This is a genomic window from Staphylococcus pasteuri, assembly GCF_003970495.1.
Classification (GTDB): domain Bacteria; phylum Bacillota; class Bacilli; order Staphylococcales; family Staphylococcaceae; genus Staphylococcus; species Staphylococcus pasteuri.
The window spans coordinates 147073-161602 of record NZ_RXWW01000091.1; the positions used below are offsets into that span (position 1 = coordinate 147073).

The 14530-nt window shown below is 30.7% G+C and carries 14 protein-coding genes and 1 riboswitch; of the genes, 6 read left to right on the forward strand and 8 right to left on the reverse strand.

What is annotated here, in order from left to right; translation table 11 throughout:
- Positions 1 to 1502 (forward strand): ribonuclease J1 (gene rnjA, locus CD121_RS12030; RefSeq protein WP_257214302.1); only part of this gene is annotated, 1502 nt, incomplete at its 5' end.
- Positions 1503 to 1679: 177 nt separating this feature from the next.
- On the opposite strand, the gene CD121_RS12035 is transcribed toward rnjA, so the two are convergent.
- From CD121_RS12035 to CD121_RS12045, 3 genes are all read right to left on the reverse strand, one after another.
- Positions 1680 to 2339: a potassium channel family protein gene (locus tag CD121_RS12035; protein WP_017637701.1), complete on the reverse strand. Its 660-nt coding sequence runs from the start codon at positions 2337 to 2339 to the stop codon at positions 1680 to 1682.
- 117 nt (positions 2340 to 2456) lie between these two features.
- The gene (locus CD121_RS12040) at positions 2457 to 3473 is read right to left on the reverse strand and encodes a cytochrome d ubiquinol oxidase subunit II (protein ID WP_017637702.1); all 1017 of its coding nucleotides are present in this window, start codon (positions 3471 to 3473) and stop codon (positions 2457 to 2459) included.
- Positions 3470 to 4825, reverse strand: a complete 1356-nt coding sequence (locus CD121_RS12045) for a cytochrome ubiquinol oxidase subunit I (RefSeq protein WP_126568415.1) — start codon at positions 4823 to 4825, stop codon at positions 3470 to 3472. Before CD121_RS12045 ends, CD121_RS12040 begins: the two co-directional genes overlap by 4 nt.
- A 199-nt stretch (positions 4826 to 5024) precedes the next feature.
- Here CD121_RS12045 and CD121_RS12050 point away from each other — a divergent pair, with 199 nt between their 5' ends.
- Positions 5025 to 5255: a glutaredoxin family protein gene (locus CD121_RS12050; RefSeq protein ID WP_017637704.1), complete on the forward strand. Its 231-nt coding sequence runs from the start codon at positions 5025 to 5027 to the stop codon at positions 5253 to 5255.
- Positions 5256 to 5320: 65 nt separating this feature from the next.
- On the opposite strand, the gene ptsP is transcribed toward CD121_RS12050, so the two are convergent.
- From ptsP to auxA, 5 genes are all read right to left on the reverse strand, one after another.
- The gene (ptsP, locus tag CD121_RS12055; protein WP_017637705.1) at positions 5321 to 7039 is read right to left on the reverse strand and encodes a phosphoenolpyruvate--protein phosphotransferase; all 1719 of its coding nucleotides are present in this window, start codon (positions 7037 to 7039) and stop codon (positions 5321 to 5323) included.
- A gap of 1 nt (position 7040) precedes the next feature.
- Complete coding sequence (locus tag CD121_RS12060; RefSeq protein ID WP_017637706.1) at positions 7041 to 7307, reverse strand: phosphocarrier protein HPr; 267 nt, start codon at positions 7305 to 7307, stop codon at positions 7041 to 7043.
- Between the two features lie 155 nt (positions 7308 to 7462).
- Positions 7463 to 8005, reverse strand: a complete 543-nt coding sequence (locus CD121_RS12065) for a hypothetical protein (RefSeq protein ID WP_017637707.1) — start codon at positions 8003 to 8005, stop codon at positions 7463 to 7465.
- Positions 8006 to 8062: 57 nt separating this feature from the next.
- Positions 8063 to 9235 carry a class I SAM-dependent rRNA methyltransferase gene (locus tag CD121_RS12070; protein ID WP_070452807.1) on the reverse strand — a complete coding sequence of 391 codons (1173 nt, stop codon included), beginning with the start codon at positions 9233 to 9235 and terminating at the stop codon, positions 8063 to 8065.
- A gap of 270 nt (positions 9236 to 9505) precedes the next feature.
- Positions 9506 to 10804, reverse strand: coding sequence for a lipoteichoic acid stability factor AuxA (auxA, locus tag CD121_RS12075; RefSeq protein WP_029055534.1), 1299 nt, complete (start codon positions 10802 to 10804; stop codon positions 9506 to 9508).
- A 154-nt stretch (positions 10805 to 10958) separates the two neighbouring features.
- On the opposite strand from auxA, the gene graF reads away from it, so the two are divergent.
- The 4 genes from graF (at position 10959) to CD121_RS12095 (ending at position 14349) form a co-directional block, all read left to right on the forward strand.
- Positions 10959 to 11093, forward strand: a complete 135-nt coding sequence (gene graF, locus CD121_RS12330) for a glycopeptide resistance-associated protein GraF (RefSeq protein ID WP_017637048.1) — start codon at positions 10959 to 10961, stop codon at positions 11091 to 11093.
- Positions 11094 to 11369: 276 nt separating this feature from the next.
- A riboswitch (TPP riboswitch) is annotated at positions 11370 to 11471 on the forward strand.
- An 87-nt stretch (positions 11472 to 11558) separates the two neighbouring features.
- Entirely contained in the window at positions 11559 to 12134 is a 576-nt protein-coding gene (locus tag CD121_RS12085; protein ID WP_017637047.1) for an ECF transporter S component, read from the forward strand.
- A 12-nt stretch (positions 12135 to 12146) separates the two neighbouring features.
- Positions 12147 to 13550, forward strand: a complete 1404-nt coding sequence (locus CD121_RS12090) for an ABC transporter ATP-binding protein (protein WP_126568417.1) — start codon at positions 12147 to 12149, stop codon at positions 13548 to 13550.
- Complete coding sequence (locus CD121_RS12095; protein ID WP_126568420.1) at positions 13543 to 14349, forward strand: energy-coupling factor transporter transmembrane component T family protein; 807 nt, start codon at positions 13543 to 13545, stop codon at positions 14347 to 14349. The genes CD121_RS12090 and CD121_RS12095 overlap by 8 nt, the downstream gene beginning before the upstream one ends.
- Positions 14350 to 14530: the final 181 nt, after the last annotated feature.

Consider the following 14530-nt stretch of genomic DNA (forward strand, 5'->3'; position numbering starts at 1 on the left):
ACCAAGATAAAATTGTTGGTCTGTTCATAACACATGGACACGAAGATCATATAGGTGGTGTGCCCTTCCTATTAAAGCAAATTAATGTACCTATTTACGGTGGTCCATTAGCTTTAGGATTGATTAGAAACAAATTAGAAGAACATAACTTATTACGTACTGCTCAACTGAACGAAATTAATGAAGATAGTGTCATTAAATCAAAACACTTTGAAATTTCATTCTACCTTACTACTCATAGTATCCCAGAAGCATACGGTGTTGTTGTGGATACTCCAGAAGGTAAAATTGTTCATACTGGAGATTTTAAGTTTGATTTCACACCTGTTGGTGAACCAGCTAATATTGCAAAAATGGCTAAACTTGGTGAAGAAGGTGTGCTTTGTCTCCTATCTGACTCAACAAATGCTTTAGTACCAGATTTTACACTTAGTGAACGTGAAGTTGGTCAAAATGTCGATAAAATTTTCCGTAATTGCAAAGGTCGTATCATATTTGCTACCTTCGCTTCGAATATCTATCGTGTACAACAAGCAGTAGAAGCCGCTGTTAAACACAATAGAAAAATTGTCACATTCGGACGCTCAATGGAAAATAATATTAAAATTGGTATGGAATTAGGCTATATTAAAGCTCCACCTGAAACTTTTGTAGAACCAGGTAAAATTAATAGTATTCCTAAACATGAATTACTTATTTTATGTACAGGATCTCAAGGTGAACCAATGGCAGCATTATCTCGTATTGCTAATGGTACACACAAACAAATTAAAATTATCCCAGAAGATACAGTGGTATTTAGTTCATCACCTATTCCTGGTAATACAAAAAGTATTAACCGTACAATCAATGCACTTTACAAAGCTGGTGCAGATGTCATTCATAGTAAAATTTCTAATATTCATACATCTGGACACGGTTCACGTGGAGACCAGTCCCTTATGCTACGTTTAATTCAACCAAAATACTTCTTACCTATTCATGGTGAGTACCGTATGTTGAAAGCACATGGTGAAACTGGTGTTGATTGTGGTGTAGATAAAGATAATGTATTTATCTTTGATATAGGTGACGTACTTGCCTTAACACATGATTCGGCTCGTAAAGCAGGCAGAATCCCTTCAGGTAATGTCCTTGTCGATGGTAGCGGTATTGGTGATATAGGTAACGTTGTTATTAGAGATCGTAAATTATTATCTGAAGAAGGTTTAGTAATCGTTGTAGTTAGCATCGACTTTAATACTAACACTTTACTTTCAGGTCCAGATATCATATCAAGAGGTTTTGTTTACATGCGTGAATCTGGCCAATTAATATATGATGCACAACGTCGTATTAAAACAGATGTTATATCCAAATTAAATCAAAATAAAGATATACAGTGGCATCAAATTAAATCTTCAATTATTGAAACATTACAACCATATTTATTTGAAAAAACAGCTCGTAGACCAATGATTTTACCGGTTATTATGAAAGTTAATGAAAATAAAAATCAATAATTCTATAATAAACTCCCATAAGTAATAATTATCCTTCGATAATTTCACTTATGGGAGCTTTTGTATTGGAAAAATAAAATATTAGAACATAAAAATACACTCAGATGAATTGAAATTAATCTACTTCATCTGAGTGCTAGAATTGTAGGGTATATCCATACTTATTACTAATATTATTTATTTAACGATATTCTTTTCGAAACGACCTAAATCATTATCGTGTCCAATCATAATCAGTATATCCCCGATTTCAATACTTAAATATGGATCAGGTGAAACTATAAACTGCTTACCTCTTTTAATAGCAATAATATTAATTCCATATTGAGCGCGGATATCTAAGTCTATGATAGTTTGTCCAGTCATTTTTTCTGTAGCTTTTAATTCAACGATTGAATGTTCATCTGCTAATTCTAAATAATCTAATACACTGGCACTTGCAACATTATGTGCAATACGTCTTCCCATATCACGTTCTGGATGTACAACAGTATCTGCCCCTATTTTATTTAATATTTTGGCATGATAATCATTTTGTGCTTTGGCTGTAACCTTTTTTACACCTAATTCTTTTAAAATAAGTGTTGTTAAAGTACTAGATTGAATATTTTCACCAATTGCCACAATAACATGATCAAAGTTTCTTATACCTAAACTTTTCATTACTGCTTCATCTGTTGTATCTGCAACAACTGCATGTGTTGCAATATCGCTATATTCATTGACTCTATTTTCATCACTATCAATAGCCATGACATCCATATCTAAGGCGTTAAGTTCACGAACAATACTGCCACCGAAACGACCTAAACCAATTACAACGTATTCCTTTTCCATAATTGTCCTCCGTAATATATACACATTTAAATAACAACGGCTAAATCAATCCTTACTAATGTAACACTTTAAAAATTGATTCAATACCGTTGTTATATATTGATAAACTTTTATAAATTATTTTTTGCCCTCAACATAATCTTTATCGAAAACAAATAATCTCAATAATAATATTAACGATGGAACTAATAAAAGTAAACCTAAAATAAATGCTATTACAAGTGCTAGACCCATTTCATCATTGACATGGGAACTTGAAATTTTCACAAATGGTTGTAATAAATATGGCAATTTACTGATACCATATCCGAAAAAGGCAAATAACATCTGTAGAATAACCATAATAAATGCCAAGCCATGATTTTTCTTAAATATTGTTAATGCACCAGCAATTAAGAAAAATATAAAACTAATAACAAACATCCACCAATAGTTAAAGACAGCATTATTAAAATGATATGAATTTTGAACTCTTAGTGATAAAAAGACAAATAATGAAATAATCATCATTGGTGGTCCCCAAAATATATGCCAACGTCTCATTAAATCGTATGCTGGTTTATCATTCGCTTTATTAGCATAAAACGTTAGGAATCCTGAAGATATATAAAGTACAGATATAATGGCTAAAAATACTACGGACCATGCGAAAGGACTTAATAACAATTGAACCCATTCCAAATCAACATGATTACCAACTTCTTTTATATAGCCACCTTCTGAAATCGTTAATCCAGTCGCTAATGCAGCCGGAATCAACAAACCTGTTAAACCATATAAGACAATCCATGGTAATTTAGTATCTTGACCATAATTTTCAAATGCGTAAAAACTATTTCTAATTGAAATCAATATCGTTCCAAGTGAACCGGGAACAAGTAGCACTGTTCCTAAATACTTAACAGAATCCGGAAAGAAACCGACGAAACCGACAAAGAAAAATACAAAAAATACGTTGGTTACTTCCCAAACTGGACTTAAATATCTTTCAATAAGGTGATTAATTTTCTTTTCATCACCAGTAATTTTAGAGTGGAGTGCAAAGAATCCTGCACCAAAATCAATTGAGGCTACGATGATATAGCAAAATAAAAATATCCATAACACTGTAATACCTATATATGAATACATCATTTGCTATCACCTCTTTCTTTAATTACTCGATCAACATCATTGATTGCCGGTTTATTTTTAAACATTCTTAGTAAAACATAAGCTGAAGTTACTAAAAGTACTAAATATAATAAACCAAATAGTATTGTTACTAACGTAATGCCTCCAGCTTGTGTTGCAGCTTGTGAAACTCTTAAATAACCTCTTACAATCCATGGTTGGCGTCCCATTTCAGTTAAGAACCAACCAAACTCTATAGCTAACATAGAAGCTGGTCCAGTTAATAAAATACCGTATAACATAGCTTTATGAGTTGTAAACTTACGTAATTTTTTAATGATTAAAAATAACATATATATTCCAGAAACAATAAAACAAAATACACCCATAGATACCATTAAATCAAAGAAATAATGAACGATTAATGGTGGTAATTCATTTTTAGGAAAATCATTAAGTCCTTTTACTGTTGTTTTCGTATTATTATCAGCTAAAAAACTTAACATTCCAGGTATTTCAATAGCACCAGATACTTCTTTTGTTTTGTCGTTTAATACACCAAAAAATACTAAATTGGCATGTGACTGCGTATCAAAATGCCATTCATAAGCTGCTAATTTTTCAGGTTGTACTTTGTGCAAGAATTTTGCAGACATGTCCCCTGCTAACATAGATAATAATGTTGATATAAAACCAACAATCATAGTCATTTTTAAAGATTTTAAATGATATGTTTTATCTTCCGGGTGACGATTTTTTAATAACTTAAACGCTGCAATTGCTGCAAGAACGAATGCCATTGTCATACCTGCTGTCGCAACGACGTGAAATGATCTTACAATAAATGATGAATTAAACATTGCTTCTAATGGTTGAACATTCACCATTCGACCATTCTTCATTTCAAAGCCAGCAGGTGTGTTCATAAATGAGTTAACTAACGTTATAAAAAATGCTGAGAACGACCCACCGATAATCACAGGTAAACCAATGAAAAAGTGAATCCATTTATTTTTGAATCTATCCCATGTATAAAGATAAATACTTAGGAAAATTGCTTCAAAGAAGAAAGCAAATGTTTCCATAAATAATGGTAAGGCTATGACATGACCACCCATTTTCATAAATGTCGGCCAAACAAGTGATAGTTGTAAACCAATAATTGTACCCGTTACAACACCAACTGCAACAGTTATTGTATAACCTTTTGACCATCTTCTTGCTAATGCTATATAATTCGCATCATTATTACGTATACCAAGAAATTCTGCAATAACGAACATTAATGGCATACCAACACCGATTGTTGCAAATATGATATGTACTGCTAATGTCATACCTGTAAGCAATCGGCTTATTTCTACTGAATCCATATATAATCACCTTGTACTTATAATTTTAAATATTTTACAATGCTTAAAATTATAAATCTTCTGTATCACAAACAAAATACATCTGCTTACAATTTTGATATAAAATTTATTAAAAGACACACAATGTTCACACCATTGATATTTTAAGAATTTATCTATAAGATAAGTCTATACAAATTTAAGAGAAAGGAAGTTCTCGATGTCACAGATAACATTATATACTCAAGACGATTGTCCACCTTGTACATTTGTTAAAAATCATCTAAAAGCAAATAATGTTGATTTTATAGAAAAAAACATTAAAAATAATCAATATCGTATTGAAATGATGGATTATGATGCGTTTGCTACCCCATTTATATTGTTAGATAACCAACCTATGTATCAAGTTGATATGGATAAAATTAATGATGCTTTTAATATTAAATAATCTTGAATGAACAAACAAAAAAGCAACTAGAGCAAAATTAATTGCCCTAGTTGCTTTTTAATATATTATTTTGAAATGTTATTAACTAATTCGATAACTTCCTCTTGTGTAGCACAATCAATAGCACGATTTGCTAATTCTGACATTTCGTTTTGGCTTAAGCCATTAATTTGTCTTCTAGCTTTAAGAATAGATGTAGGACTCATTGAGAACTCGTCTAATCCTAAACCTAATAATAATGGCACTGCAGTTGCATCTCCTGCCATTTCACCACACATACCTGTCCATTTACCTTCTTTGTGAGAAGCTTCAATAACTTGTTTCACTAAACGTAAAATTGAAGGGTTGTATGGTTGGTATAAATAAGATACACGTTCTGACATGCGGTCTGCAGCTAATGTGTATTGAATTAAATCATTTGTACCGATACTAAAGAAATCAACCTCTTTAGCAAATACATCAGCTAAAGCTGCAGTTGCTGGAATTTCAACCATGATACCAATTTCAATGTCATCAGATACATCATAACCTTCGTTTTGAAGATTTTCTTTTTCTTCTAATAACATAGCTTTAGCATCACGGAATTCTTTGATAGTTGCAACCATTGGGAACATAATATTTAATTTACCATAAACAGAGGCACGTAATAACGCGCGTAATTGTGGTCTGAAAATATCGGGTTGTGCTAAGCAAAGACGTATCGCTCTGTAACCTAAGAATGGATTCATTTCATCAGGTAAGTCTAAGTAAGGTAATTCTTTATCGCCACCAATATCTAATGTACGAACAACGACACGTTTACCTTCCATAGTTTCTAATACTTTTTTATAAGCTTCGAATTGTTCTTCTTCAGTAGGTAATTGATCTCTACCCATGTATAAGAACTCAGTACGATATAATCCAACACCTTGTGCACCATTTTCAATTACACCTGGTAAATCATTTGGTGTACCGATGTTAGCTGCTAATTCAGCATGAACACCATCTACAGATACAGTATCTGCATCACGTAATTTTTGTAATTCTTGTTTATCTTCAAAGAAACGTTCACGTTTATTTTGATAAGCAATTACTTCATCTTCTGTAGGGTCGATAATAACATCACCTGTTAAACCATCGACAATAATCATATCACCTTGTTTCACTTCTTTAGTGATTGATTTTGTACCTACAACAGCAGCGATTTCTAAAGAACGACTCATAATTGCTGAGTGGCTTGTTCTGCCACCAATATTCGTAACAAAACCTTGAACGAATTCTTTGTTTAATTGTGCTGTATCAGAAGGTGTTAAGTCATTACCAATAATAACAACACTTTCATCAATCATACTTGGGTTTGGTAATTCAACACCAAGAATATGTGCTAAAACACGTTTAGAAACGTCTCTAATATCAGCAGCACGTTCTTTCATATATTCATTATCCATAGATTCAAAAATAGTAATAAATTGAGTAGTAACCTCATTTAATGCTGTCGCAGCATTAACTTTATCATTTTTAATTTTATCTTGGATAGGTTGAATTAATTCTGGATCATCTAAAACAAGTAAATGTGCATCAAAAATAGCTGCTTTATCAGCGCCTAATTGAACTTCTGCATTATTTCTTATTTTAGTTAATTCAATTTTAGATGCTTCGATAGCGTTATTGAATTTGCTAGTTTCACCTTCAACATCAGTGATTGTTTCACTGCTGTCAAAAGTTAAGTCTGGCTCAACTATTAAGTATGCTTTAGCGATTGCTACACCGTCAGATGCCGCAATACCATTAATTAATTTAGACATATTACTTAGTTAAACCTTCTTTTGATAAGACATCACTGATTGATTCAATTGCTTCTGTTTCGTCGCTACCGTCAGCATAAATTGTAATTTCAGCATCTTTACCAACACCTAAACTCATAACACCCATAATTGATTTTAAGTTAACTTTTTTACCGTTGTATTCTAATTGAATATCTGAATCAAATTTTGAAGCTGTTTGTACCAACATTGTTGCTGGGCGAGCGTGAATTCCTGTTTCATCGATAATTACATATGATTTTTGTTCCATAAATTTATTTCTCCTTCTATAAGTTAGAATCTTCAATATACTTACAATCTAACATAATTTTTTATACTTTAACTTTACCAAAACCAATAGTTAAATTCAATTTCTTTAAAACCGGTTTCAGTATATTTCTACAAAATTATAACAATTTATAGTCTTTAAAGTAAATCTTTGACGACTTTTTCACATTTTTCAATGTGATCCTGGCCTAATTTTTTCATGAAATAATAACTAATTGATGCTGAAACTGCTTGTCCAACAAATGGGAACCATTTCGTTTGTTTAGCAGCTGTTCTTTTAGCAACATCTCTGATAACTACTTTCATCAAAGCATTTGTCAATTTTTTACCAATGAATTGACTACCTTGGATAGCTGCCGCTGACATAATACGTTCTCTAACATCATCACTTAATGAATTAACTTGTTTATGATCTAATCCATAGATTTTGTTAACATCACTTATGATATCTCTCATTAATTTGATATCAACACCAAAATCTAAACCTGGAATAGGTACAATACTCATACCAGATGATAATATAGATTTCTTCTTAACGAGGTTTTCTGCTGATTCTCGTCTATCTTGTAATTCACTTTGAGTTACTGGTAAATTACTTTTTTCTTTAATTTCTTCAATATTTAAAACTCTGTTACCAACAGTATTAGTAACTTTATTAGTCATTTTATTTCTAATACTCATCTAATTCACCTTCCTAGAATCATATTCAATAAGACTATATACCCAGTTTACAAATAATTAATGCTCAATATTTACGAAAATCGCTTTTAAATATTTTGAAGGTTTGTAGTGAGGATGTGTTTTAAAGTCTTTAGGTAATCCCATAACTTCTTTAATTTCATATTCAACTTCAGCATTATCTAAAGTCGTTTTAATTACATTTTTAAATGCTTTAAGTGAAAATACACTAGAATTCGTACATAACAATAATGTTCCCTTTTCAGATAAGATGTCTAAAGCACCGTCAATTAATTTATCGTAATCTTTTTGAACAGAAAATGTTTTTTTCTTGTTACGTGCAAAACTTGGTGGATCTATAACGATTGTGTCATATTGATGACCATGTCTTTTGGCATAATTGTAAAAATCAAATGTATCCATAACATAAATATATTCAGATTTAGGGTCCATCGCATTTAGTCCAAAGTTTTCCTCTGTTAATCCTCTTGAACGATTAGCTAAATCTACACTTGTTGTTGATAAAGCATTTTGTGCAGCTACCACAGAAAATGCACCAGTATAACTAAACACGTTTAAAATATGACGTCCCTCAGAAAATTGGTCACGTAATTTTTTCCTTACTTCTTTTTGATCTAGGAATATACCAGTCATTAATCCATCTTCTAAGTCAACATTATAAAATGTGAAATTTTCCTCTATAACAATTGGGAATGTCTGACGTTCTCCTTCAACAAATCCACCAGTATACTCTGTATCTTTGAAACGCATTTTTTCGTAGATAGATTGATACTCAAATGTTGATTTTATTGCTTCTAAAATATAGTAACGATACTTATAAATTCCTTTTGAATACCATTGAATTAACAAGTTCCCATCATAATTATCAATTGTTAATCCTCCGACACCATCGCCTTCAGCATTAAATAATCTAAAAGCATTTGTTCCATCAATATGGTAATAATATTCTCTTTCAGTCAATGCCTGTTCGAATAGTCTTTTGAAAAAAGCAGTATTAATATCTTCAGAAGGATTATAACTTAACACCCATCCTAAACCTTTATGTTGTCGACCTACATAAGCGGTTGCGATATATTGCTCCCTACCATCTACTAATTTGAATAAATCCCCCTCTTTCAGGTGATCATGTGCATAAATATCATCTTCGTCTATTAGTGGATATTGATTATGGTATTTTGTTTCTTTTCCTCTATTTAAAGTTGCTATTTTCATATACTTAACTTACCTCTCTTTTAATATATTTCTACGGGAAATTAATTTAAATTCACAATTAAGCCTTATACTTTAATTTTTATAAGCTAACAAGTAAATATTTTAATTCAATCGCTATTTTAACAAATTTTTCATCTTACTCCTATTTTCTAACAAAAAAAAAACGGTATCACAATTCAATCTTTAATAAGAAGGAACTGTAACCCGCTCAAAAATACGTATTATTATTGTTAACGATACATATCTATTTCATGCATAACTTCAATTGTATTATTTTGGTTTATCTCTTAATTGCAATGAGTATGCAATTATGATTGCAATTAACATTAGTAATAGCGTCGGTGTAATAAACACTGATAATAATAATCCATGAACCATAATATTCATAAATTCGGTTAATAATTTGAAGAATAAAATGCTTCCCATAAATAATTGAAGATAATAGAATTTACCTCTTAAGAAATAAGTTAATGTTGTCGCAATATATACAATGATAATAAATAACAGCAGTAACAATGTTACCCATTCAATCACATATTGTGTTTGAGATAATTCCCACTCACCTGATAAGAATAAGGCATTTCTGTTGTTGAATTCTAAAAATGTAAAGAAGAAAATAACTACACCGCAGAATATTTCAACATACATTGGTTTAATCCATTTAGGTTTTCTCATCCAATTTGGAATATCATCTTCCTGGATATCAACAATATTTTTAACTTTTTCTTTAAACTTATCTCTTTTAGTTCTAATTTTTTCTAAATCGACACTTCTTCTAGTATTACGTGCATATTCTGTTGTCTTATCTTGAAGTTGTTTTAAGTGAACTTTAGTTTGATTTGAAACGTTACCTTTACTTGTTCTTGATAATTCTGGTTCTTCTTCCCCTAATTCTTGTTTCGTTAGCGGTAAAGCTCGTCTTAAGAATAAGAAGTTCCAAATAGACATTTGTCCTAATAACCACATGATGATAAAGAATGTATTCACACTTAAAATATCAATAGATTCAATTTCATTTGAGTCAATACGACCATGCAGTGCAATTTGTGTAATTAGATAACTGATACCATAAGATACGATTATCCACATATAGTGACTTTTTCGATTATTACTATTTAATTCATCTTTATAAACGATATAACCGATATGAATGATGAATGGAATAATAAATACGATACCGAAGAAACCATATACTTGCATCATTAGAATTAAAGTTATTAGGAAATACATAATCCCTATAACTAAGAAGAAAATAGAAATATCATAGTCATACTTAATTGTTCTAAATAATGTATGACCGAGTAACATAACTAAGATACCAAATAAAATAATGATAATGGCACTTATTATTGGGAAGCTCCCTATAAATCTACTCATCACTTTTATGATTTCAGCGAAAAATGCATTCAGGAATTCCCATATATTATGTACATGAGTATTTACCTTCTTATCACCATTTAATTGTTTAATAAGTGGTAAATTGATTAATATAATGAGTCCTGTGAAAAGTGAAACGATACCGATAATATAACTAAATATAATCTCGGTGTGTTTCTTAAGAAAAGACATACTATTCACCTCAAAAGTTATTATATATGAAGAACTTCTTCTTGTCTTTAATAAATCACTAAATACATCTATAGACCTAGAAAAGTTTAATATTAGCATAACTGGGTAAAAGTAGTATGTAAACAAATAAAACACAATTAGGGGTGGATTTATTATGAGTAACGAAGAATTAAATAAAAAATCAGCTGAAAAAGCAAAAGAAGCAGAAGAAAAATTAAAAGAGCAAAAAGAAAATAAATCTGATGATATTGAGCAAACTAAAAAAGATATCGACGATGCATTAAACTAATAGTTGACTAAATTTTAATTATACAGATAGGCACGTGTAGTGAATTAAAAATAAAGCTATGTAGATAGGTTATACTATTTACATAGTTTTTTTTATTTTGATAAATTAATTTGAAATACCCTTTCTTTTAAAATTATTGTTCTAAAATCTTCATTTTTCTTGAATTGTATTTGTTGTCTAAAAGTATATTAAATTAACATCAATTTATACTTTTATATTCTATACCGCCTTGACATTCTTCACGAAAAAACTTACATTAAAGACAAATTAAATTAATGAACGCACTAGGGGTGTTTTGAACTGAGATGAGGTTAACCCTCAAACCCTTTGAACCTGATCTAGCTAGATACTAGCGTAGGAAAGTGTAACTAACAGAAGATATAAACGTATGTTTAGACATATTCTTATGTTTTGCGCACAACTTTCCTAGAGAAGGTTGTGCGTTTTTTTAGGAGGATGTTTTTTATGTCAAAAGGTTTAAAACTTTCTGAGATACTAGTGACAGTGCTTATCTCTGTTATTTTTGCAATCATTTATAATTTATGGTGGTTGTTTTACAATGTTGCTCAAGTTGCTGGCTTACATCTTGAACAATTAACGTATGGCGTTTGGTTTATGGCTGCAGTAGTTTGTTATTTAATTATACCTAAACCAGGTATCGCCTTACTCGCTGAATTTGCAGCTGGTGCTGGTGAAACAATTGTTATGGGGAAATTTGATATTCCGACAATCGTATATGCACTTTTACAAGGTTTAGCATGCGAAATTGTATTCGCTATCTTTAAATATCAATCTCGTTCAGTTATGGTTGCTATTTTAGCTGGATTGGTTACAGCACTTATTTCATTCCCTGTCGATTACTATTACGGATATTTAAACGAAGTTGCCGGATGGAATTTAATTTTATTTATTGTTTTTCGTGCACTTAGTGGCATCATTATATCTGGTTTACTTTCTTACTTATTAGTAAAAGCATTGGATCAAACTGGTGTAACTAAATTATTTAGACCCGCATCTAAAGATGACTACGATTCATTATAAGGGGATTTTAAAGTGCTAAAAGTTACAAATTTACGTTTGAAGTACCCAAATGGTCACCGAAAAATATTCGATGATCTTAATTTAGAAATTAAAGACAAAGAAAAAGTATTATTGCTCGGCCCTTCTGGTTCTGGTAAAAGTACACTACTCCATGTATTAAGTGGCATCGTACCAAAATTAATTGAATTACCTATGAAATATGACACTTTAGAAATCAATGACCATAATGGCGTTATTTTTCAAGATCCAGATACACAATTTTGTATGCCTAAAGTTTATGAAGAATTAGCTTTTGTATTAGAGAATAGACAACTTCCTAGAAAAGATATGGATGAAGCTATTGAAAATGCATTAAACTCAGTAAACTTAAATGTAAATGAAACAACACAAATTAATCATCTAAGTGGCGGCATGAAACAAAAACTAGCAATTGTAGAAACAATTTTGCAACAAGCTGATACCCTATTTTTAGATGAACCTACTGCTATGTTAGATGTAGAAGCTACAGAAGATTTATGGCAGCGACTAATAGACCTATGGCAAGATCAAACGGTTCTGATTGTAGAACATAAAGTAGAACATATTTGGCAACATGTAGATAGAGTCCTATTGATGAACTATGAAGGTCAAATTATCGCTGATGGTAGTCCAGAACATATTTTACAACATTTTGAACATCTGCTAAGTGAATATGGCGTATGGCATCCTAAAGCATGGAATCATGCCCCAGAACCGAAACAAATAACGCCATCTATACAACAACAATTATTTAAATTTAATAATGGAGAAATACTTCGTAGTAAGAAAACTTTATTTAAAGTAGACCAATTATCAATAAATTCTGGGGAATGGATTACAATTACTGGAAAAAATGGTACTGGTAAAACGTCTTTATTAGAGTCAATATTACAGTTAATTAAATACAAAGGTATAATGACATACCAAAATCAAGAATTACGTAAAATCAAAGATGCATCCCAACATATGTATCTTGTATATCAAAATCCAGAACTACAATTTATTACTAATTCAGTATATGAAGAAATTTTTATTCATTATAATCATTTAGATTCAACTCATGCAGATGAGAAAACATTACAAATATTAGAATTGCTTAATTTAACTAATGTAAAAAATCAACACCCTTATGAAATTTCAATGGGACAAAAACGTCGATTAAGCGTTGCAACAGCGTTAAGTTCTGATGCAGACATCATCTTACTTGATGAGCCTACGTTTGGATTAGATAGCCATAATACTTTCCAATTAATCGAACTATTTCAAGAAAGAGTTTCTAAAGGACAAAGCATTATTATGGTAACGCACGACCCTGAAATCATTAAGCGCTATCCAACTAGGAGATGGGCGATTAATAATAAGCAATTAACAGAGATTGAAGGTGAACAACATGTTTGAACACTGGAAAATCCGACATACCTTCGTAGATGATGTTAATATTATTACCAAACTTATATTAGGTGTTCTGTTATTTTTCTTTATTATTTTTATTCATAACTTTGATTTCATGATATATATCGTAACACTTATGTTAATTTTTTTAATTATATTTAATGGAACTGAATTTAAAATAACTGGTACTTTTATATTAGTAACTACATTCTTTGCCTTACTATCATCATTATTTATGATTTTATACGGTGATGGAAATCACATATTGTTTAAATTTGGAATTATTCAAATTAGTACAGAAAGTATTGTTCGCGGTATTCATTTATCACTTCGTACGATTACAGTATCTATGTTTGGTATTCTAATTGCAATAACTTCACAAGTTGTTATGATTTTTTATAGTTTAATGCAACATTTAAAAGTCAAACCTAAAGTAGCATATGCATTTATGGCTGCAATAAGAATGATTCCATTAATTATTAGTTCATTAATTCAATTAAGACGTTCTTTAAAAATGAGATACCAAATCCTCGATAAATCAAATTATCGAGGATTTAAACGATTAAAACATTTAATTATTCCATTATTAAGTCAGAATATTAGACGTGCCCATCAATTATCTGTTGCAATGGAATCTAAAGGATTTAAAGATGGGCCTAGAACATATTACTATAGAGCACCTTTCTCATATAAAGATCTTATATTTATATTGAGTTTATTAGTCATTATTGGGCTATCTTATTATTTATCTACTACATTTCCTATCACAGGCATTCATGATGTTCGTATAGGTAAATTAGAATAATTTATTTTATCCATTCAATTCACATAAAAAAGTAACTAGGCTGGGAAATAACTCCTAGAAAATAAGCTAGTAAATGAGTTTATCTAAAAACTCATTTACTGGTTTCTTTATTTATAATACTTCGTATTATCGGCTCGCTTTCTTAGGGGACAGCTTCAGCCTGTAGTCTTCAGCTTGTCCT